Annotated in this window: 21 protein-coding genes; 9 read left to right on the forward strand and 12 right to left on the reverse strand. The window is 72.0% G+C overall.

From position 1 onward, the window contains the following. Positions 1 to 13: 13 nt before the first annotated feature. The 3 genes from ABTY61_RS04705 to ABTY61_RS04715 all read left to right on the forward strand — a co-directional run bounded on the left by ABTY61_RS04705 (position 14) and on the right by ABTY61_RS04715 (position 2,602). Complete coding sequence (locus ABTY61_RS04705; RefSeq protein WP_350503471.1) at positions 14 to 1,558, forward strand: ATP-binding protein; 1,545 nt, start codon at positions 14 to 16, stop codon at positions 1,556 to 1,558. Further along, on the forward strand, positions 1,555 to 1,875 hold the full coding sequence (locus ABTY61_RS04710; RefSeq protein ID WP_350503472.1) for a hypothetical protein: 321 nt from the start codon (positions 1,555 to 1,557) through the stop codon (positions 1,873 to 1,875). The genes ABTY61_RS04705 and ABTY61_RS04710 overlap by 4 nt, the downstream gene beginning before the upstream one ends. A gap of 106 nt (positions 1,876 to 1,981) precedes the next feature. Next, a complete protein-coding gene (locus tag ABTY61_RS04715) occupies positions 1,982 to 2,602 on the forward strand; it encodes a VanZ family protein (RefSeq protein ID WP_350503473.1) in 621 nt (206 codons plus the stop codon). On the opposite strand, the gene ABTY61_RS04720 is transcribed toward ABTY61_RS04715, so the two are convergent. After that, positions 2,572 to 3,246 carry a PhzF family phenazine biosynthesis protein gene (locus ABTY61_RS04720; RefSeq protein ID WP_350503474.1) on the reverse strand — a complete coding sequence of 225 codons (675 nt, stop codon included), beginning with the start codon at positions 3,244 to 3,246 and terminating at the stop codon, positions 2,572 to 2,574. The two genes, ABTY61_RS04715 and ABTY61_RS04720, sit on opposite strands and share 31 nt — an antisense overlap. Positions 3,247 to 3,399: 153 nt before the next feature. On the opposite strand from ABTY61_RS04720, the gene ABTY61_RS04725 reads away from it, so the two are divergent. After that, positions 3,400 to 3,927 (forward strand): hypothetical protein, encoded by a 528-nt coding sequence (locus tag ABTY61_RS04725; protein WP_350503475.1) that lies wholly within the window; start codon positions 3,400 to 3,402, stop codon positions 3,925 to 3,927. A gap of 72 nt (positions 3,928 to 3,999) precedes the next feature. Here the strand turns inward: ABTY61_RS04725 and ABTY61_RS04730 are convergent, their stop codons facing one another. Next, positions 4,000 to 5,373 (reverse strand): hypothetical protein, encoded by a 1,374-nt coding sequence (locus tag ABTY61_RS04730; protein WP_350503476.1) that lies wholly within the window; start codon positions 5,371 to 5,373, stop codon positions 4,000 to 4,002. 367 nt (positions 5,374 to 5,740) lie between these two features. On the opposite strand from ABTY61_RS04730, the gene ABTY61_RS04735 reads away from it, so the two are divergent. Next, positions 5,741 to 5,926 carry a PspC domain-containing protein gene (locus ABTY61_RS04735; protein WP_188308551.1) on the forward strand — a complete coding sequence of 62 codons (186 nt, stop codon included), beginning with the start codon at positions 5,741 to 5,743 and terminating at the stop codon, positions 5,924 to 5,926. Positions 5,927 to 6,012: 86 nt separating this feature from the next. On the opposite strand, the gene ABTY61_RS04740 is transcribed toward ABTY61_RS04735, so the two are convergent. The 3 genes from ABTY61_RS04740 to ABTY61_RS04750 form a co-directional block, all read right to left on the reverse strand. Then, the gene (locus tag ABTY61_RS04740; RefSeq protein ID WP_350503477.1) at positions 6,013 to 6,393 is read right to left on the reverse strand and encodes an ATP-binding protein; all 381 of its coding nucleotides are present in this window, start codon (positions 6,391 to 6,393) and stop codon (positions 6,013 to 6,015) included. Between the two features lie 210 nt (positions 6,394 to 6,603). After that, positions 6,604 to 7,761, reverse strand: coding sequence for an adenosine deaminase (locus ABTY61_RS04745; protein WP_350503478.1), 1,158 nt, complete (start codon positions 7,759 to 7,761; stop codon positions 6,604 to 6,606). Between the two features lie 139 nt (positions 7,762 to 7,900). Next, positions 7,901 to 8,908, reverse strand: coding sequence for a LysR family transcriptional regulator (locus ABTY61_RS04750; RefSeq protein WP_350503479.1), 1,008 nt, complete (start codon positions 8,906 to 8,908; stop codon positions 7,901 to 7,903). Positions 8,909 to 8,960: 52 nt separating this feature from the next. Between ABTY61_RS04750 and ABTY61_RS04755 the strand changes: the two genes are divergently transcribed. From ABTY61_RS04755 to ABTY61_RS04765, 3 genes are read left to right on the forward strand one after another with little or no spacing between them, the layout of a single operon-like run. Then, entirely contained in the window at positions 8,961 to 10,247 is a 1,287-nt protein-coding gene (locus tag ABTY61_RS04755) for an MFS transporter (RefSeq protein WP_350503480.1), read from the forward strand. Positions 10,248 to 10,272: 25 nt separating this feature from the next. Next, positions 10,273 to 10,827, forward strand: coding sequence for a Uma2 family endonuclease (locus ABTY61_RS04760; protein ID WP_350503481.1), 555 nt, complete (start codon positions 10,273 to 10,275; stop codon positions 10,825 to 10,827). 1 nt (position 10,828) lies between these two features. Then, positions 10,829 to 10,987, forward strand: a complete 159-nt coding sequence (locus tag ABTY61_RS04765; RefSeq protein WP_350503482.1) for a hypothetical protein — start codon at positions 10,829 to 10,831, stop codon at positions 10,985 to 10,987. Positions 10,988 to 11,048: 61 nt separating this feature from the next. Here ABTY61_RS04765 and ABTY61_RS04770 read toward each other — a convergent pair whose 3' ends face one another. From ABTY61_RS04770 to ABTY61_RS04800, 7 genes are all read right to left on the reverse strand, one after another. Beyond that, the gene (locus ABTY61_RS04770) at positions 11,049 to 12,326 is read right to left on the reverse strand and encodes a thymidine phosphorylase (protein ID WP_350503483.1); all 1,278 of its coding nucleotides are present in this window, start codon (positions 12,324 to 12,326) and stop codon (positions 11,049 to 11,051) included. A gap of 144 nt (positions 12,327 to 12,470) precedes the next feature. Further along, positions 12,471 to 12,863 carry a cytidine deaminase gene (locus ABTY61_RS04775; protein ID WP_350503484.1) on the reverse strand — a complete coding sequence of 131 codons (393 nt, stop codon included), beginning with the start codon at positions 12,861 to 12,863 and terminating at the stop codon, positions 12,471 to 12,473. Beyond that, positions 12,860 to 14,125 carry an ABC transporter permease gene (locus tag ABTY61_RS04780; RefSeq protein WP_350503485.1) on the reverse strand — a complete coding sequence of 422 codons (1,266 nt, stop codon included), beginning with the start codon at positions 14,123 to 14,125 and terminating at the stop codon, positions 12,860 to 12,862. Before ABTY61_RS04780 ends, ABTY61_RS04775 begins: the two co-directional genes overlap by 4 nt. Beyond that, positions 14,122 to 15,276 carry an ABC transporter permease gene (locus ABTY61_RS04785; protein ID WP_350503486.1) on the reverse strand — a complete coding sequence of 385 codons (1,155 nt, stop codon included), beginning with the start codon at positions 15,274 to 15,276 and terminating at the stop codon, positions 14,122 to 14,124. Before ABTY61_RS04785 ends, ABTY61_RS04780 begins: the two co-directional genes overlap by 4 nt. A 3-nt stretch (positions 15,277 to 15,279) precedes the next feature. Next, complete coding sequence (locus ABTY61_RS04790) at positions 15,280 to 16,860, reverse strand: ABC transporter ATP-binding protein (RefSeq protein WP_502895219.1); 1,581 nt, start codon at positions 16,858 to 16,860, stop codon at positions 15,280 to 15,282. A 303-nt stretch (positions 16,861 to 17,163) separates the two neighbouring features. Next, complete coding sequence (locus ABTY61_RS04795; protein ID WP_350503487.1) at positions 17,164 to 18,222, reverse strand: BMP family lipoprotein; 1,059 nt, start codon at positions 18,220 to 18,222, stop codon at positions 17,164 to 17,166. A 267-nt stretch (positions 18,223 to 18,489) separates the two neighbouring features. Beyond that, entirely contained in the window at positions 18,490 to 19,740 is a 1,251-nt protein-coding gene (locus tag ABTY61_RS04800) for an amidohydrolase (RefSeq protein ID WP_350503488.1), read from the reverse strand. A gap of 331 nt (positions 19,741 to 20,071) precedes the next feature. Between ABTY61_RS04800 and ABTY61_RS04805 the strand changes: the two genes are divergently transcribed. Beyond that, positions 20,072 to 20,827 (forward strand): SDR family oxidoreductase, encoded by a 756-nt coding sequence (locus ABTY61_RS04805; protein ID WP_350503489.1) that lies wholly within the window; start codon positions 20,072 to 20,074, stop codon positions 20,825 to 20,827. Positions 20,828 to 20,917: the final 90 nt, after the last annotated feature.

The following is a 20,917-nucleotide window of genomic DNA, read 5'->3' on the forward strand; positions in this document are numbered from 1 at the left end:
ACGACAGGCTCTTGTGACTGACCATCAGCAGACTGCCCGACGGTTCTCGTCCGGCCCGTGGCGACGGCTGCGCTCCCTGCGGGTGCGGCTGATCGCGGTGTTCGCGGCTGTCGCGCTGCTCGCCGCCGTCTCGGCCTCCGGCATCGCGTACTGGCTGAACCGTGACGCGGTGCTCAAGCGCGCCCAGAACACCGCGCTGAACGACTTCCGGGTCTCACTCAGCCGCAACGTCTCCGACCTGCCGCTGAACGCCAGTTGCCCGGAGCTCGCCACGCTGGCCTCCAACGTGGCGAGCTCCGGCCTGAACTACGACGTGGTCGTGGTCGACCCGGCGCACCCCGAGTGCCCGGCGGCCTCCTCCAACCCGACGAAGTTCACGCTGGCCGACGTCCCGGCGGCGCTGCAGACCACCGTCGCCAAGCCGCGCGAGGTCACCGAGAGCAACCCGTACCCGTACCACCTGTACTGGGAGCGGCAGAACCTGGCGGGCCGCCCGTTCGTGATCGGCGGCACCAAGGTGCTGCCGAACGGCCCGACGGCGTACATGTTCAAGTCGCTGGAGAACGAACGGGCCGACCTCAACACCCTGGGCTGGTCGCTGGCCATCGCGACCCTGCTCGCGCTGATCGGCTCGGCGCTGCTCGCCCAGGCCGCCTCCTCGACCGTGCTGCGGCCGGTCAAGCGGCTCGGGGAGGCCGCCAAGCGGCTCGGGGAGGGCCACCTGGACACCCGGCTGGAGGTCGAGGGCTCCGACGAACTCGCCGACCTGGCACGGACCTTCAACCGGGCCGCGGAGTCCCTGCACGAGCAGGTCGAGGGGCTGAGCGCGCGCGAGGCGCAGAGCCGGCGGTTCGTCGCCGACATGTCGCACGAGCTGCGCACCCCGCTGACCGCGATGACCGCGGTGACCGACATCCTGGAGGACGAGGCCGAGTCGCTGGACCCGATGATCGAACCCGCCGTCCGGCTCGTGGTGAGCGAGACCCGGCGGCTGTCCGACCTGGTCGAGAACCTGATGGAGGTCACCCGCTTCGACGCCGGCACCGCCAAGCTGGTCGCCGACGAGGTGGACATCGCCGACCTGATCATGTCCTGCATCGACGGCCGGGCCTGGTACGACGCGGTCGAACTGGACGCCCCGCGCGGCATCCTGGCCGTGGTCGACCCGCGCCGGCTCGACGTGGTCTTCGCCAACCTGATCGGCAACGCGCTCAAGCACGGCGGCTCGCCGGTGCGGGTCAAGGTCCGGCAGTCCGCGGACTCGGTCGTGGTCGAGGTCTCCGACAGCGGCCCCGGCATCCCCGAGGACGTGCTGCCGCACGTCTTCGACCGCTTCTACAAGGCCGACCGCGGCCGCGCCCGCTCCGAGGGCAGCGGCCTGGGGCTGTCCATCGCGATGGCCAACGCCCAGATCCACGGGGGGACGATCACGGCGGCGAACGGGGAGGTCGGCGCGGTGTTCACCCTGACGCTGCCGCTGACCCCACCGCCGCCGCCGTCCGCGGGCGGGACCGAACTCGGCCCCGTCGGCGACGCCGAGCACAAGGACGCCACGTGACCTCCCCCAGCCGCACCACCCTGCGCCGCACCGCCGGCGTCCTGCTCCTGCTCGCGCTGGCCTCCGGCTGCGGCATCCGGCCGACCGCCGTACCGGTCGACGCCGGCGCGCCCGCCAGCCGGACGGCCTGCCCGAGCACCCCGCACATACCGACCGCGCTGGCCACCCCCACCGGACCGGCCCCCGCCGTCACCCCGGCCCGCGGCGCGGCCAAGGCGAGCGCCAGTCCCAGCCCCTCGCCCGCCCCGGTGGCACCGGGCTCGCCGCCGCCCGACAACGTGTTCAGCGCGGTGCCCACGGCCGCGCCCTGCCGGTAGCCGGGACGCGCCCTTCCGACCCCCGGGGAGGGGAAACGGGGGCGCGTCCCGGATTGTTCACGCCGAAGGTGGAACCGCCGCACCACCGGCTCACGTCCTTCCCCCCGTGCAGCGAGATGGCACCAGGACACGCGACCAGCGTTCCGGCGCACGGACCGAGAACAGGCCGGCGGCGGGCGTCAACCGTCCCCTCCGGCTCGCCGGACTGGCGGGCCTGGCCCTCCACCTGACCCTGGTGCTCTGGCTGGTGCTCAGACCCCTGCCGGTGGCCTGGGTGTACGACGCCAACCTGACGCCGCTGGCCTCGCTCCGCTCCTCCACCACCTGGCAGGTGGTCGGCGAGTTCCTGCTGCTCGCCCCGCTCGGCGTCCTGCTGCCGCTGGCCGGCGGCCGGGTCCGGGCCCCCTGGCTGCCGTCCTTCCTGCGCACCACCGGCGTGTCCGCGCTGCTGGCGACCGGCCTGGAGTTCCTCTCCTCCTGGACGCCCGGGCACGTGCTCAACGTGGACCACATACTGTTCGCCGTGCTCGGCGTGATGATCGCCCACCTCGCCCTCGTCCCCGGCCTGCGCCGCCTGCTGCGGGACCACCGGACGGCGGCGAGGCGGGCCCGGCGGGTCGCCGTCCTGGCCGTCCCGCCGGTGGCCGCCGCCGTCACCCCGGCGGTGGCCGTCGCACCCGCGGCCCGTCCCCGGGCCTACGCCGGACCCACCCCGCCGGCCGGCTGACCCTCCTCCCGCACCACCCGGCCGCCGACCTCGACCAGCCCGCCCGGACGCGGGCCGGCCAGCAGCCGCGAACCCCGGCCCTGGGTGACGGTCAACGCCCGCCCGAGCCGGGCCGCCAGCAGCAGGGCCGCCGCGCCGGTCGCCTCGTCCTCGTCGATCCCGTCGCCCCGGCCCGGGAAGGCCCGCGCCCGGACCGTGCCGGCCGCCTCGTCCTGCCAGGCCCAGGCGTACACCCACTCCCCCGGCGGCGGCACCTCCAGCGCTTCCACCTCGGCCGCCGAGCCGTACTGCCGCAGGGTGCGCCCCGGGGCCCACTCCGGCCGGGCCTCGATCCGGGTCAGCCCGTCCTCGCGGCGCACCGCCACCACCCCGGCGGCGGTCACCAGCCGGTCCACGCCGAGCAGCCAGGCGGCACCCACGCACGGGTGGCCGGCGAAGGGCAGCCGCACGCTCGGGGTGTAGATGTCGATCTCCCCGCGCTCCGGGTCGTCGACGAACACCGTCTCGCTGAAACCCAGTTCACGGGCGATGGCCTGCCGCGCCGCCCGCCCCGGCACGCCGGCGCCGTCGCGCACCACGCCGAGTTCGTTGCCGTGCCGCCCGTCCGGCCCGCAAAAGACCCGCAGCACCTCATAGACAGTCATTTCCCACCTCGTCAATTACCGTTCCGGCGTGGCTCCGACCGAACGCAACGACACCGTGACGAAAAGGCGAGGACGGATGTCGGTCGCCTCCAGTACTGTGCGCTCTCGTCCCCGGACGGTTCCCGTCGCTTTTCTCCTCCCACAGGAAACCCCTTGAACAATCTCGACTTCAGCGCAAACCCGCTCCTTTCCTGGTACATCGTTCTCCTCGCGCTCAGCGGTGCGATCATGCTGGTCCTCGGAGTCGTGGGCGCCGGGCAGAAGGTCGGCCTGCGGATCCTCAGCATCCTGTTCGGCGTCGGGTTCCTCGGGTACGCCTACTACCTCGCATTCGTCTTCCAGGGCGGCGAGGTCATCATCTTCTTCAAGGTGTTCATCCTCCCGGTCGGAATGATCGTCGCCTCGGTGAAGGCCATCGTCGAGCGCAGCAACGCCAAGAAGGCACCGACCCCGCCGGTCGCGCCGTACAACCCGAACGCCCCGTACAACCCGAACGCGCCGTACAACCCGAACGCCGCCGCCCCGCAGTCCGCGTTCAACCCGAACGCCCCGCAGGCCGGGCAGCCGGGCCAGCCGGTGCCGCCGCAGGGTGCCGCGCCCTACCAGCCGGGTGCGCCGGCCCAGCCGGTGGCGGACAACCCGTACGCCCAGCCGCAGCCGCCGCAGCAGCCGGCCGGCTGAGTCCCGGAACACCGGAAGGCCCGTCCATCCCCGCCTTCGAGCGGGGACGGACGGGCCTCGTGCTGTCCGGGGTCAGTTCCCGGCGCCCTGGGCGCCCTTGCGGCGGCGGGCCACGACCAGGGTCCCGATGCCGAGGGCGATCGCGGTCGCGCCGGTGATCGCCATCGGGGCGGCCGAGGAGCCTCCGCCGGTGGAGGCCAGCCGGGTCTCCGTGACGACGGCCGGAGCCGGGGCGGCGGCGGCCGCCTGCACGGGCTCGGCCGCGGGGCTCGGGGCGCCGGCGGTGACCTGCGCGGCCGGGACGGCGGTGACCGGGGTCGGGTCGGTGGTGACCGGGGTCGGGTCGGTGGTGGCCGGGGCGGTGCCCGGCGAGGTGGGAGCCGAGGTGCCGGTGGTACCAGCGGCGGCCTCGATCCTGAAGTCCACCGCGGGGCTGGAGGTCCCACGCTCGGTCCCGCCGGGGCCGGCCAGGCTGTAGCCGTTGGCGAAGACCGACTCCGCGCCCGCCGGCGCGTCCTTGGCCCAGGCGAGCCGCAGGTTGACCGTACGGGTCTCGCCGTCGGGCAGCGGGATGACGTCCGCGTCCTTGTTACCGGTGTGCAATTCCACGCCGAGCTGAGTGCTCGGGATGTCTCCCAGCGGCACCGGGGTGGCGGCCAGCCACTGACCCTGCTGGGTCTGGAACTCCAGCTTGACGACGTCGGCCGGCAGCGGGTGCTCGCCTTGGAACACGATCGCCGGGACGATGCGGAGGTCCTTGCCGGTGTGGTTGCTGTAAACGGCCTTGAAGGGCTTCGCCTCACCGCCGGCCGTGAAGGAGGCGGGCACGTCCTCGACCTTCACCTCCGGGAGTCCGACCGGGGCCGGGGTGGTCGGGCCGCCCACCGGAACGACGGTGAAGTTCGGGGTGCCACCCGAGGCCACGGTGGGGCGTTGCCCCGGGGCGGGCAGGGTCGGGTCCAAGGCCACCGCGCTGAGGGCGGCGGAGGCCTGGCCGGGGGCGGCGTCGGCGGTGAAGGTCAGCCGCAGCCGGTAGCTGAACTCGGCGCCGGCCGCCAGGTGCAGCTCGGTAGCGAACTGGTCCAGCGCCCAAGCGCCGCCGGCGTCGCCGCCCTGCACCTTGGCGTCATGCCACTGGGTGTCGCCGGGGCGCTGGTACTCCAGCTTGAGCTGGCTCTGCCGGGGCCCGCTGCCGCGGACCGTCGCGACGACGAAGTCGGTCTGCACGTCCATCTGGTGGTCGGCGGTGTTCTTGAGGGTCGAAATGAACTCGACCGAGGTGCCCGCCTCGACCGTGGTCGGGAATGCGCTCGTAGTGATCATGATGGGCGAGGCCAGGCCTTGCGGCGCTGGGACGGGAGCCGTGGGGCCGGCCGTCGGCGCCGCGAGGGCAGCCGGGGCCGAGGCAAGGGCGACGCCGGAGACCAGGGCGGCGGTGGCGGCCACGGCGAGGATTCTGCGGGACTGATTGCGCAAGGGGACCTCACGGGAGAATTCGGGCGTAACCCGATAAAAGTGCGAAATCGCAGGCGTGAGGGGCCTATTGAGGCCGTGAAGGCGCCGCCGGAATTCCCCCCACCATCAGCGACGGCGGAATCATATCCCTCCGGTCGGACAGGTTCGCGAACGGGTTTTCCGCGCCCCACTCTCGGGGGTATCCCTGAGCGGACCCCGACCCGGGGCTACGCCTTCCCGGTGACCCGTCGGGGTCGAGGATCGCCTGGTGGGTGGACGTTTCCGGACCCGCGGCGGCGGAGCATGGAAGTACGCCCGCCGGACCGCCCGGTCGGACCGCAAGCCAAGGGAGTCCCCCATGAGCGCCCGCCTCGCCCGTCCCCGCCACAACCGTGTCATCGCCGGCGTCTGCGCCGGGATCGCCGAGCGCTTCGGCCTCACCCCGTGGACCGTCCGACTGATCTTCCTGCTGTCCTGCCTGCTGCCCGGCCCGCAGTTCCTGGTCTACCTCGCGCTCTGGGTGCTGCTCCCCCAGGAGCCGTGAGGCCGTACCGGCGGGCACGGCGACGGGCCGCCCGCCCCCGGATCTCTCCGGGGGCGGGCGGCCCGTCGTCATGCGGTGCGGCCGGATCAGCCCAGCGGCAGGCCCGGAACGGCGTTGGCCAGGCCGCCGACCGGGGTCTTGTCCAGGCCGGGGACGCCCGGGAGGGCGGCGCGCTGCTGGGTGACGCCGGCGACCGGGGCGGCGGGCGCGGCCTCGGCCGCCGGAGCGGCCGGCTGACCGGCCGTCGGGGTCAGGGTGCCGAGCGTGCCGGCGACCTTGTCGCCGCCGGGCAGCTTCGCCGCGGTGTCGGTGACCGCACCGGTCACCGCGGGGTTCGTCACCGCGCCGGTGGGCAGCCCGAGGCCGCCGGCCGCCTGGCCGGCCGCCGCGGAGGCGGTGCCGGCGCCGACCGCCGCGATGGCGATGCCGAGCGCCGCGGTACCGGCGGCCTTGAGAGCCTGCTTCATGGTTCGTCCCCTTGGGTCCTCGTCGGTGGCCGACATCGCGCGGGGCGGCGGACGGGCGAGTGCCGCCACGGCCTGTCAGCAATGACTGGCACACCGTAGTGACAGGGTCGCGCGAGAACCAAAGGGCGTTCACTCACCAGAGTGAGTAGTCGGATGAACGCCAACTTCCGTACCCGGAAACCGCGTTCATCCGACCTCGGGGCCGTCGGCTCAGTTGCCGCCGGTACCCGCGCTGAACAGCCACTCCGCCTTGAGCTCGGCGTAGCCCGGCTTGATCACGTCGTTGATCATCGCCAGCCGCTCGTCGAAGGGCAGGAACGCGGACTTCATCGCGTTCACCGTGAACCACTCCATGTCGCCCAGGGTGTAGCCGAAGGCCTCCACCAGGTGGCCGAACTCCGCGCTCATGCTGGTGCCGCTCATCAGCCGGTTGTCGGTGTTCACGGTGACCCGGAACTTCAGCCGGCTGAGCAGCCCGATCGGGTGCTCGGCGTACGAAGTGGCCGCCGCCGTCTGGAGGTTGGAGGTGGGGCACATCTCCAGCGGGATGCGCTTGTCGCGCACGTACGCGGCCAGCCGACCCAGCTCGACGCTGCCGTCCTCGTTCACCGTGATGTCGTCGACGATCCGCACGCCGTGGCCGAGCCGGTCGGCGCCGCAGCACTGCAGGGCCTCCCAGATCGACGGCAGGCCGAAGGCCTCGCCCGCGTGGATGGTGAAGTGGTTGTTCTCGCCCTTGAGGTAGTCGAAGGCGGCCTGGTGGCGGGTGGGGGGGTAGCCCGCCTCCGCGCCGGCGATGTCGAAGCCGACGACGCCCGAGTCCCGGTGGCGGTTGGCCAGTTCGGCGATCTCCTGCGAGCGGGCGGCGTGCCGCATCGCGGTGATCAGGGTGCCGATGCGGATCCGGTGCCCGGCCGCGCGGGCGTTGGCCTCACCGAGGCGGAAGCCCTCCTGGACGGCCTCGACGACCTCGTCCAGGCTCAGGCCGCCCTCCAGGTGCTGCTCGGGGGCGTAGCGGACCTCGGCGTACACGACGCCGTCGGCGGCCAGGTCCTCGGCGCAGTCGGCGGCGACCTTGATCAGGGCCTCGCGGGTCTGCATGACGGCGCAGGTGTGCGCGAAGGTCTCCAGGTAGCGGACCAGCGAGCCGGAGTCGGCGGCCTCGCGGAACCACTCGCCGAGCTCCTTGGCGTCCGTGGTCGGGAGGCCCTCGTAGCCGGTCGCGGCGGCGAGCTCGACGACGGTCTCCGGGCGCAGCCCGCCGTCGAGGTGGTCGTGCAGCAGGACCTTCGGCGCGCGGCGGATCTGCTCGGGGGTGGGAATGCGCGGGCCCGTGCCCGCGGTGGTGACGGGGATCTGCTTCTCCATTGCGGAAATATAGCCCCTACGCGCGTAGACCCACCACCGGGAATACCACCGGATGGTCCAAAGTGCACCGGGAATTCCTCCTCCCGGTCCATACGATCCACCAAAAGGCCGCACCCCCGTCGGGCCCCGCCGAGGCGGTTCAGTCGTGGTGCAGCAGCCGCCCCCGCCGGGACAGCACGAAGTCCCGGAACGCCGCCACCGGCGGTGTCAGCGGCCGCCCCGCCGCCCAGGCCAGGCCGATCGCCCGCCGGGTCCGCGGTGCCGTCACCTCCAGTTCCACCACCCCGGGCCGCGGCACCAGCGCCGGCGGCAGCAGCGCCACCCCCAGCCCGGCTGCCACCAGCCCCCGCAGGGTCTCGGTCTCCTCCCCCTCGAAGGCCAACCGGGGCACGAAGCCGGCCTGTTCGCAGAAGCCGTCCGTGATCATGCGCATCCCGTACCCCCGCTCCAGCCCGACGAACGTCTCCTCGGCCACCTCCGCCAGCCGGATCCGCCGCCGCCCCGCCAGCCGGTGGTCCGCCGGGACGACCAGGTGCAGCCGCTGCTCGTCCAGCAGGCGGGCCGTGAAGGCCGGGTCGTCCGGCAGCGGCGCGACCAGGCACAGGTCCAACTCGCCCGCCCGCAGCCGCTCCAGCATCGCCATGCCGTAGTCCTGCACCAGCTGGAACCGCACCTGCGGGTGCGCCGCCCGGAAGCCCCGCAGCAGGGCCGGGACGGCGTCCGGGCCCATCGTGTGCAGGAAGCCGAAGGTCACCCGCCCCACCGCCGGATCCGCCTCCGCCCGGGCCGCCTCCGCCCCGCGCTCCAGCTCCGCCAGTGCCCGCTCCACCGAGGCCAGCAGCAGCCGGCCCGCCCTGGTCAGCCGGACCGTCCGGCCCTGACGGGCCAGCAGATCCACCCCCAGCTCCGCCTCCAGCCGGGCCACCGCGCGGGACAGCTTCGGCTGCGGCACCCCGAGCAGTGCCGCTGCCTGGGTCACGTGCTCCAGCCGGGCCACCGCGGCGAACTGCGCCAGCCTGGGCGCCAGCAGCACGGCCGGCTCCTCCGGCCCCAACTCGGCCGCCCGGTAGGGCTGATCCGTCCCGTCCGACACATCCGCCACGGCCATCCCCGTCCACCTCGACTCATACGCCAGTGCATCGATCATCCACTCTTCATGTATTGGACGCATCAAGCGCGCCGGGCCTACCGTCGATGCCATGCAGCCCGCCGATACCAGGGCATCCGCAGCCACCCCGGATGCCTCCACCGCCCGCACACCCGGCACACCCGACCGGGACGACCGGCACCGCCCGGGCGGGCGCGGCTTCCGCCGTGCCAACCTCGCCCTGTTCGCCGCCGGGATCGCGACCTTCGTCCTGCTCTACTCCACCCAGGGCCTGCTGCCGGTCCTCTCCGCCGACCTCGACCTCACCCCCGGCCAGGCCAGCTGGACGGCCTCCGCCGCCACCCTCGGCCTCGCCCTCGGGCTGCTCCCGGCCAGCGCGCTCTCCGACAAGTACGGCCGCACCGCGGTGATGACGGCCTCCGTCCTGACCGCCTCCGCCCTCGCCGTCGCCCTGCCCTTCGCGCCCGACCTCACCACCCTCGTCGTGTTGCGCGTCCTCCAGGGCGCCGCCCTCGCCGGGCTCCCCGCCACCGCCATGGCCTACCTCGCCGAGGAGGTCCACCCCAGCGCACTGGCCACCGCGATGGGCCTGTACGTGGCCGGCAACAGCATCGGCGGCATGGGCGGCCGGCTGGTCTCCGGCTGGACCGCCGCCGCCCTCGGCTGGCGCTGGGGCCTCGCCGCCTCCGCCGCCCTCGCCCTGCTCGCCGCGCTCGCCTTCCGGCTGCTGATCCCCGCCGCCCGGCACTTCGCCCCGGCCCCGGTGGACCCCCGCGCCCTCGCCCGCACCGTCGGCCGGCACCTGCGCAACCCGCTGCTGGTGCGGCTGTACGCGCTCGGCCTGCTGTTCATGGCGGTGTTCGGCGCGGTCTACAACACCGTCGGCTACCGGCTGATCGCCGCGCCGTTCCACCTGCCGGAGTCGGTCGCCGCCTCGATCTTCGTGGTCTACCTGGTCGGCACCGGCACCTCCGCCGCGGCCGGCCGCCTCTCCGGCCGCCTCGGCCGCCGCGGCGCCCTCTACGTCGCCATCGGCGTCACCGCCGCCGGCCTGCTGCTCTCGCTCGCCGACTCGCTGGTCTGCGCGCTGCTCGGCCTGGTGCTGATCACCGCCGGCTTCTTCGCCGGCCACGCCACCGCCTCCTCCGCCGTCGGCCGCACCGCCACCGAGGGCCGCGCCCAGGCCTCCGCCCTCTACCTGATCGCCTACTACCTCGGCAACAGCCTCGGCGGCACCCTCGGCGCCGACGCCTACCACTCCACCGGCTGGCCCGGCGCCGCCACCGTCGGCCTCACCGCCATGACCCTCGCCGCCGCCGTCACCCTCTACGCCACCCGCCAGGCCCGTACCACGAGGCAAGCGGTCGCGGACGCTTGACAGTCCCCGCCGATACACTCCGGGTGTGAGCGTCGATCCTGCTGTGTACACCAGGCTGCTTGAGATCGCGGATCAGCTGCCGAAGGTGCCGGGGATAGGGAAGATCGAGATCGCCGGCGGCCAGATCGTCATGATGACGTCGCCGGTGAAGCGCCACGAGCTCGCCGTGCTCCGAATTGCCCGACAGCTGAACGCCCAGCTGCCGACCACTCATCCCGGCTACATCGCGCATCCCGGTGCGGATCTTGAGGACGCCGGACTGGGCAGGCTTCGCAACCCTGATCTGATGGTCTTCTCCGAGAAGGCACTCGAGAGCGACCAACCTGCGCTCCTGCCGCATGAGGTGCTACTGGTCGTCGAGGTCGTCTCGAAGTCCAACCCTGAGAACGACTATCGCGACAAGGTCCACGACTACTCGACCATGGGTATCCCGCTCTACATGATCATCGATCCGCGTACGGGCACCGGCATCGTGCATTCGGAACCCGACTACGAGTCCCGCGAGAAGTTCGTCTTCGGCGACAAGATCACCGTCGGCGCCTGGACCCTCGACACCAGCGGTCTGCTCACGTACGCCTGAGGTGAGTGCCCGCCAGGAACAGGAAGTCGATGAGGCGATCGCCGAGGGCGAGCGCGGCGAGGTCTTCCAGGACGGGGACAATTTCCTGCAGTCACTCGCGGACGACGCCGGTCCGGACCTGGCCGAGATCAAGCTCCACGCCGGCGTACAAGCCACCTGACCGGGGAGAACATCGAGCCGCCCGCCGTACGAATCGGCGGGCGGCTCATGTAGTCCCGAGATCAGGCGATGCGGTCGAGGACGATCGGGTTCGGGGTGAACGCCGTACCCGCCGGGGAGACCCCGATGCCGCCGGCCAGCGCCTCGATGGCGTACTCGTAGCGCTCCGGGGTGTCGGTGTGCAGGGTCAGCAGGGGCTGGCCGGCCACCACGGTGTCACCGGGCTTGGCGTGCATCTCGACGCCGGCGCCGGCCTGCACCGGGTCCTCCTTGCGGGCGCGGCCGGCGCCCAGGCGCCAGGCGCAGACGCCGATCGCGTAGGCGTCCAGCTCGGTGAGCACGCCGGAGGCGGGCGCGGGGATGACGTGCTGCTCGCGGGCGACCGGGAGCGGGGCGTCGACGTCGCCGCCCTGGGCGGAGATCATGCGGCGCCAGTGGTCCATCGCCGAGCCGTCCCGCAGCGCGTCGGCCGGGTCCTTGCCGTGCACGCCGGCCGCGGCGAGCATCTCGCGGGCCAGGGCGAGGGTCAGCTCGACGACGTCCGCGGGGCCGCCGCCGGCCAGCACCTCGACGGACTCCCGGACCTCCAGCGCGTTGCCCGCGGTGAGGCCGAGCGGGGTGGACATGTCGGTGAGCAGGGCGACGGTGTTGACCCCGGCGGTGGTGCCCAGGCCGACCATGGTGCGGGCGAGCTCGCGGGCGTCGTCCAGGTTCTTCATGAAGGCGCCGGAGCCGACCTTGACGTCCAGGACGAGCGCGCCGGTGCCCTCGGCGATCTTCTTCGACATGATCGAGGAGGCGATCAGCGGGATGGCCTCGACGGTGCCGGTGACGTCGCGCAGCGCGTACAGCTTCTTGTCGGCGGGCGCGAGGCCGTCACCGGCCGCGCAGATGACCGCGCCCGCGTCGCGCAGGACGTCCATCATCTCGTCGTTGGAGAGCAGGGCGCGCCAGCCGGGGATGGACTCCAGCTTGTCCAGGGTGCCGCCGGTGTGGCCGAGGCCGCGGCCGGACAGCTGCGGGACGGCGGCACCGCAGGCGGCGACCAGCGGGGCGAGCGGGAGGGTGATCTTGTCGCCGACGCCGCCGGTGGAGTGCTTGTCGCTGGTGGGCAGCGGCAGCGAGGAGAAGTCCATCCGGACGCCGGAGCGGATCATGGCCTCGGTCCAGCGGCTGATCTCGTGCGGCTTCATGCCGTTCAGCAGGATCGCCATCGCCAGCGCGGACATCTGCTCGTCGGCGACCTCGCCACGGGTGTAGGCGTCGATGACCCAGTCGATCTGAGCGTCGCTCAGCTCGCCGCGGTCGCGCTTGGTCCGGATGACGGAGATGGCGTCCATGCGTGCTCCAAGAGGGGTTTCAGGTGCGTCGTACACATGCGTCGTACACATGCATCGAGAAGATGCGTGGAAAGCGAAGAGTGCCGCGAGATGACCGGATTCCGGCCCACTCGCGACACTCTACGCGCGTAACAATTCGAGATGCTAGAGCCGCTCCGGCCCGAACGCGTCGGGCAGGACCTCGCTCATCGGCTTCACCCCGGAGGCCAGGTCGACCAGCAGCTCGGGCCCGCCGTGCTCGTACAGCAGCTGGCGGCAGCGCCCGCACGGCATCAGCAGTTCGCCCGCGCCGTCGACGCAGGTGAAGGCGACCAGCCGGCCGCCGCCGGAGGCGTGCAGCGCGGACACCAGCCCGCACTCGGCGCACAGCCCGAGCCCGTACGAGGCGTTCTCCACGTTGCAGCCGCTGACCAGCCGACCGTCGTCGACCAGCGCCGCCGCACCGACCGGGAACTTGCTGTACGGGGCGTACGCGTGGCCCATCGCCTCGCGCGCCGCCTCGCGCAGCCGCTCCCAGTCGACCGCGGGGGCCGTCACTTGCCCTGGCCCTTGCGGTAGATCTGACCGTCCGCCTTGGGCATCCGCAGGCGCTGCGAGGCCAGCGAGAGCACCACCAGGGTGATCACGTACGGCGTGGCGACGATCAGCGGACGCTGGACCTCGTCGGTCAGCGCGTACCAGGCGCCCAGGCCGCTGGCCACCACGAAGGCCACCACGGTCGCGGTGTACTTGCGGCGGTACAGCTGCCAGAGGGCGAGCAGCGCCATCGCGATCGAGACGACCAGGATCAGCACGTGCACCGACTCCGGGTCGCGCAGCTGGAGGCTGTCGGTGAAGCCGAACAGGCCCGCGCCCATGGCGAGGCCGCCGGGCATCCAGTTGCCGAAGATCATCGCCGCGAGGCCGATGAAGCCGCGGCCCAGGGTCTGGCCGTCCTTGTAGAAGTGCGCGGCGACCAGCGAGAGGTACGCACCGCCGAGGCCCGCGAAGGCGCCCGAGGCGATGACCGCCAGGTACTTGTACTTGTAGACGTTGACGCCCAGCGACTCGGCCGCGGTCGGGTTCTCACCGCAGGAGCGCAGCCGCAGGCCGAACACCGTACGCCAGAGCAGGAAGTAGCTGGCCACGATCAGCACGGCGGCCAGCACCACGACCACCGACAGGTTGGTGACCAGACCACCCAGCACGCCGGCGACGTCGGAGACCAGGAACCAGTGGTGGTTCTCGATGCTCTTCAGGCCCGAGGACAGCCCCGGAACGGTGATGTACGGCAGCGGGTCCGCCGGCGGGGACTGGTTCGCCCCGGCGCCGGCCGAGATGTAGTCCTTGTAGTAGATCCGGTTGACGTACGCACAGATGCCCGGGATCAGCAGGTTGATGCCGACGCCGGAGACGATGTGGTCGACGCCGAAGGTGACGGTGATGACCGCGTGCAGCAGACCGCCGAGCGCACCGCCGAGCATGCCGGCCAGCAGGCCGACCCACGGGTTGACCAGGTAGCCCGCCCAGGCGCCGCAGAAGGTGCCGGCGACCATCATGCCTTCGAGGCCGATGTTGACCACACCGGCCCGCTCGGACCAGAGACCGCCGAGGCCGGCCATGCCGATCGGCACGGCGGCACTGAGCGCGGCGGTGACCTGACCGGAGGAGGTCAGCGAGTGGTTGCCGGTGGCCATGCCCACGGCGGAGAACAGGACCAGGGCGCCCGCGATCAGGAGCAGGACGACCGGCCAGGACAGCTTGCGCTTCTTCGCGGGTGCGCCCGACGCCTTGGGACGGGCAGCAGTAGCGGTGCTCACGCGGACACCTCCTTCTTCTCAGTGGCCGCGAGCTGGGCGGCGAGCTGCTCGCCGACCTTCTTCTGCTGGCGCGTCAGGCCGTAGCGGCGCACCAGCTCGTACGCGACGACGACGCAGATGACGATGGTGCCCTGCATGACGTTGACGATCTCGGAGGGGAAGCCGCCCTGCAGCGGCAGCTGCGCACCGGTGGCGTCCAGGAAGGCGAACAGCAGGGCCGCGAAGGCCATACCGATCGGGCTGTTCCGGCCGAGCAGGGCGATCGAGATGCCCAGGAAGCCCAGGCCGGGCTGGAAACTCTGGCCGTAGGAGAAGGAGTTCTGCAGCAGCTCGGGCATGCCGATCAGACCGGCGATCCCACCGGAGACGAACATCGAGATGACGACCATCTTCTTGACGTTCACGCCGGAGGCGGTCGCGGCGGACTCCGAGCGGCCGGTGGCGCGCAGGTCGAAGCCGAAGCGGGTGCGGGTCAGGGTGAACTGGAAGACCACACCGACCAGGATCGCGAGGAAGAGGAAACCCCAGAGGGTGCCGCCGGCCGTCTCGATGCCGAAGAAGTGGCTCGACTGCGAGATCGGCTCGGTCTGGATCGAGTTGCTGGTGGAGCTGGCCTTCGGCGCGAAGACGCCGGGGACGAGCAGCAGACCGACGATCGCGAGCGCGATGGCGTTCAGCATGATGGTCGCGATGACCTCGCTGACGCCGCGGTAGACCTTCAGCAGACCGGCGATGCTCGCGTACAGACCGCCGACCAGCATGGCGGTGACCAGCAGCAGCGGGATCTGGATGAACGACGGCAGGTCGACCTGGGCACCGACATAGGCCGCGAACAGCGCGGCGACCTTGTACTGGCCCTCGACGCCGATGTTGAACAGGTTCATCCGGAACCCGAACGCGGCGGCCGCGGCGGCCAGGTAGTAGGTGGTGCTCCGGTTGAGGATGCTCACCTGGCCGTCCGACTTGGTGGCGAACGTGATCATCACGTTCCACGCGTCGAACGGGTTCTTGCCCGAGGTCGCCAGCAGGACCGAGCAGATCGCCACGGACAGCACGACCGCGAGCACCGGCGCCGCCAGTGCGAGCACGATCCGCTCACCGCTGATCCGCTGCGCCAGGCTGCGCTTGGCGGCGGGGTTGGGACTGGTCATGGGTTACTCCCCCGCCTGCGGGTCGTCGGCGGTGTCGGTGTGCGGGTGCTCGGCCGCGGCCTCGGTGCCCTCGGCGGCGAGGGCCTGCGCCTCGGCGACGGCCTCCGGCTCGGACTCAAGGTGGCCGGCGGCGGCACCGGTCATCGCGGTGCCGAGGTCCTCGGCGGTGACGGTGGCCGGGTCGGCGTCGGCGACCAGGCGGCCGCGGTAGATGACCCGGATGGTGTCGGAGAGGCCGATCAGCTCGTCCAGGTCGGCCGAGATCAGCAGGACGGCCAGGCCCTCCCGCTGGGCGACCCGGATGTGCTCCCAGATCTGCGCCTGCGCGCCGACGTCCACGCCACGGGTGGGGTGGGCGGCGATCAGCAGCTTGGGCTGGTGGCTCATCTCGCGGCCGATGATCAGCTTCTGCTGGTTGCCGCCGGAGAGCGAGGCCGCGGTGACCTCGATGCCGGGAGTGCGGACGTCGTACTCCTGGACGATCCGCCGGGTGTCCTCGCGGGCGGCGGCCGGCTGGAGCAGCACACCGCTGGAGTTGGGCTCCTCGGTGACGTGGCCGAGGATGCGGTTCTCCCAGAGCGGGGCCTCCAGCAGCAGGCCGTGCTTGTGGCGGTCCTCGGGGATGTAGCCGATGCCGGCCTCGCGGCGGGCCCGGGTGAGGGTGCCGGTGAGGTCCTTGCCGTCCAGGGTGACGATGCCGCCGTCCAGCGGCAGCATGCCCATGATGGCCTCGACCAGTTCGGCCTGGCCGTTGCCCTCGACACCGGCGATGCCGAGGATCTCGCCCTTGTGGATGCGCAGCGAGATGTCGTCCAGGACGACGCGCTCGATGCCCTCGGCGTCGGTCTTGGCGATCCGCAGGCCCTTGACGTCGAGCATCTCGGTGGTGGTGACGGTCGACTCGCGGCTCTCCGGGGAGGGCAGCTCGGCGCCGACCATCAGCTCGGCCAGCTGGCGGGCGGTGACGGCCTTCGGGTCGGCGTCGCCGACCGTGGTGCCGCGCCGGATGACGCTGATCGCGTCGGCCACCGCGAGCACCTCGTGCAGCTTGTGCGAGATGAAGATGACGGTGACGCCCTCGGCCTTGAGCTCGCGCAGGTTGTCGAACAGCGCGTCGACCTCCTGCGGGACGAGCACGGCCGTCGGCTCGTCGAGGATCAGGATCTTGGCGCCGCGGTACAGCACCTTGAGGATCTCGACGCGCTGGCGGTCGGCGACGCCGAGGTCCTCGACCAGGGCGTCCGGGCGCACGCCCAGGCCGTACTGGTCGGAGATCTCCTTGATCTTCGCCTTCGCCTTGGCGCCGATGCCGTGGAGCTTCTCGCCGCCGAGGACGACGTTCTCCAGCACCGTGAGGTTGTCGGCCAGCATGAAGTGCTGGTGCACCATGCCGATGCCGCGCGCGATGGCGTCGCCGGGGGTGTGGAACTCGCACTGCTCGCCGTTGATCGCGATGGTGCCCTCGTCCGGCTTCTGCATGCCGTAGAGGATCTTCATCAGCGTCGACTTGCCGGCGCCGTTCTCGCCCATGAGGGCGTGCACGGTGCCGGTGCGGACGGTGAGGTTGATGTCGTGGTTGGCCACGACACCGGGGAAGCGCTTGGTGATGCCGCGCAGTTCGACGGCCGGGGTCGCCGTCCCCGCGCTGGGGGTTCCGTCCTTGCGCAGGGGGACGGGGTCTGATGCGGTGATGGCGGTCTCCTGGTGGTCTGGAGGCGCGTCGTTGCGCTCGGAGGGCCAAGGGGGGGTCGGGGGGAAACGTGGAGACGGAACGGGGCCCGGGGGTACGCGTTGAGCGCACCCTGCCGGGCCCCTCCCGTTACTCGTGTCGATCATCGCGCTGCCGGGCAGGCGGCAGCGTCAGGTCGCGTCCGGGACGCGCTGACCTCAGGAGGTCGGCGCGGTCGGGATGGTGGTCGCGCCGCTGGTGATGGCGTCGCTGGCGGCCTTCAGCTTGTCCTGGATGTCGTCGATCTTGCCGCCCGTGGTGGCGAGCGAGACACCGCCGGCCTTCAGGTCGAAGAGCTTGATGCCGGTGAACGGCGTGCCCTTCTTGACCGAGTCGATGTACGAGTACACCGCGGTGTCGACGTTCTTGACCATCGAGGTCAGGATGCTGCTCTTGAACTTCGCCAGGGCCGGCTGGTTGGCCTGGTCCGAGTCGACGCCGATGGCGTAGGCGCCCGGCTTGTTGGAGACGGCCTCGATGGCGCCGTTGCCGGAGGAGCCGGCGGCGGAGTAGATGACGTCCGCGCCCTTGTCGAGCTGGCCCTGCGCGGCCTCCTTGCCCTTGTCGGGCGAGTTGAAGCCGGTGAAGTCCGGGGGGGTGGTCAGGTAGGTGGTCTCGACCTGGATGTTCGGGTCGACAGACTTGGCACCCGCCTTGTAGCCGGCCTCGAACTTCTTGATCAGCTCGGTCTGCACACCGCCGATGAAGCCGATGTGGTGGGCCTTCGACTTGTTCGCGGCGGCGACGCCGGCGAGGTACGAACCCTCCTGCTCGGCGAAGACCAGCGACGTGACGTTGGACGGCTGGTCCTTGTCGTTCGAGTCGATGATCGCGAACTTGACGTTCGGGTTGTCCTTGGCGACCTTGTTGACCGCCGGCTGGTAGACGAAGCCGACCGCGATGATGGTCTTGTAGCCGGCGTCGACCAGGTTCTTGAGGCGGGTCTCCTTGTCGGCCTCCGCCTCACCGGTCTTGGCCTCGGCCTCGGTGACGGAGACGCCCAGGTCGGCCTTGGCCTTGTCGAGACCGCGCGCGGCGGAGTCGTTGAAGGACTGGTCGCCACGGCCGCCGATGTCGTAGGCCATACCGACCTTGAGGGCATCGGACGAGCCGGAGGACGCGGAGTTGTCAGTGCTCTTTGCGCCGCAAGCGGCGAGCGAGGCCATGCCCAGGGAACCCGAGAGCACAACCGCGGCGAGCTTCATTGAACGGCGCAAGGGAGTATCTCCTTCTCACACGCACCTGATTAGCGTGGTCGGACGCCACCGTAACGCGCGTAGAACACGGTTGTGTTACGGGCTGCCAGAGCATTCGGGTTGTTATCAAACCGTGGTCTGACGGTCCTCCGAAGGCCCTTTTCCCGCGCGCGGACGGTGGTCCGGGATCGGTCCGGCCCAGTTTACGGAACCGTTCCGGAACTCCGGATCTCGACAACCCGGTCACGGGCCGACCACACACCCCCAGGCAGCGCGATCGTGCCGGGGTCAGATCCGGTCGTCCTCCAGGGCCAGCGCCGCGAACAGTTCCACACCCACGCCGATCGCCCGCTCGTCCACGTCGAACCGGCCCTGGTGCAGGTCACGGACGGTGCTGTCGCCCGGGGCCCGGACGCCCAGCCGGGCCAGCGCGCCCGGGGCGTGCTCCAGGTACCAGGAGAAGTCCTCACCGCCCAGGCTCTGTTCGGTGCCCTCCACCACCTCGGCGCCGCCCCCGCCGAACCGGGCGGTCATCGCCTCCTCCAGCCGCGCGACCGAGACCGCCTCGTTGACCACCGGCGGCACCCCGCGGTGGTAGTCCAGGGTCCACTTGGCCCGGTAGGTCTCGGCGAGCTTGGCGATCAACTCGTGCAGCAGATCCGGCGCCTCGCGCCAGCCGTCCAGCTCCAGGCAGCGGACCGTCCCCTCCAGTTCGGCGTGCTGCGGGATGACGTTGGGCGCGGAACCGGAGGCGATCCGGCCCCAGACCAGGCTGACGCCCCAGCGCGGGTCCATCCGGCGGGCCAGCCCGGCGGGGAGGTCCGCGGCCATCCGGGCGATCGCGGTCACCAGATCGGTGGTCAGGTGCGGGCGGGCGGTGTGCCCGCCGGGGCCGTCCAGGTGCAGCACCAGGCGGTCGCAGGCCGAGGTGATCGCGCCGACCCGCAGGGCGATCCGGCCGACCTCCACCTTCGGGTCGCAGTGCACCGCGAAGATCCGGCCGACGCCGTCCATCCCGCCCGCGTTGATGACGTCCAGTGCCCCGCCCGGCATGACCTCCTCGGCCGGCTGGAACACCAGCCGGACCGGACGGCGCAGCTCGCCGGACCGGACCGCCTCGGCCAGTACCAGGCCGGTGCCGAGCACCACCGAGGTGTGCACGTCGTGGCCGCAGGCGTGGGCCCGGCCGGGGACGGTCGAGCGGTACGGCACGTCGGTCTTGGCGTCGTCGATCGGCAGCGCGTCGATGTCGGCGCGGAAGGCCAGGAACTCGGCCCCCGGGGCGGTGCCGGGCGGGACGACGTCGACCAGCAGCCCGGTGCCGCCGGGCAGCACCCGCGGCTCCAGGCCCGCCGCCGCCAGCCGGTCGCGCAGCAGGTTGGTGGTGCGGAACTCCTGGCGGCCCAGCTCCGGGTGCCGGTGCAGATCACGGCGGAAGGCGATCAGCTCGGGCTCCAGCCTCCGGACCCGGGCGCGCAGTTCGGCGGCGGGGCGTGCGACGGCGAGAGTGCCCGGCTGAGCGGGCTCAGGACGGTTCATCTCCCCAAGAGTAGGCCCGTTGGGGGGATTTGGCCCGACTTCTCGAAAAGAAGTCCCCGGATGGGCGCATACCGGCCTGACAGGTGGGTATGACATCTCGTTTCGGCCGCCTTCCCCGGGTTGCTTGCCCTGTGCAACGATCACCCGGGTCGGCGGTCACGGCTGCCATCGGCTTGACGGATCCGCCGCCCTGACGGCCGCTCAGCGGTCGGCCGACCACCGTGCGGGCGCCGGGGCCGGTCCTCGCGATCCGGATCCCGCCTGGGCGGCGGGGCCGCGGACGCGGTTGAGATGATCGGGTGAACGACCGGATGAGCCCCAGGGAGTGGCAATGACCGAGCAGAAGGTGGCCGTGGTCACCGGTGCCAGCAGCGGAATCGGCGCGGCGACCGCGCGCCGGCTGGCCGCCGAGGGCTTCGAGGTGGTGCTGACCGCGCGCCGGACCGAGCGGATCGAGGCGCTGGCCAAGGAGATCGGCGGGCGGGGCGGTTCGGCAAGAGCGTTCACCGTCGACGTCACCGACCGGGCCGCCGTGGACGCGTTCGCGGCCGAGGTCGGCCGGGTGGACGTCCTGGTGAACAACGCCGGCGGCGCGATCGGCGCGGAGAGCGTCGAGCACGGCGACCCGGCCGACTGGCGGGCCATGTACGAGGTGAACGTGCTCGGGGTGCTGCACATGACCCAGGCACTGCTGCCCGCGCTGCGCGCCACCGGCGACGGCACCGTGCTGGTGCTCTCCTCGACCGCCGCGCTGGCCGCGTACGAGGGCGGCGGCGGGTACGTCGCGGCCAAGCACGCCGCGCACACCATCGCGGCGACGCTGCGGCTGGAGCTGTGCGGGGAGCCGATCCGGGTGATCGAGATCGCGCCCGGGATGGTGAAGTCCGAGGGCTTCGCGATCACCCGCTTCCGCGGTGACGAGTCCAAGGCCGCCGCCGTGTACGCGGGCGTGGCGGAGCCGCTGACCTCCGAGGACGTCGCGGACACGGTGGCCTGGGCGGTCACCCGGCCCCCGCACGTGAACATCGACCTGCTGGTGGTCCGCCCGCGGGCGCAGGCCGCCAACCACAAGGTCCACCGCGGCTGACCGGGCCCCTCCCGGGCGGGCGGCCCGGGGGTCGGAGACGACCCCCGACACCCCGATCGAACACGCGTCGTACACGAGTGGTACACACGT

The sequence above is a fragment of the Kitasatospora sp. NPDC096128 genome (assembly GCF_040303105.1).
GTDB lineage: Bacteria > Actinomycetota > Actinomycetes > Streptomycetales > Streptomycetaceae > Kitasatospora.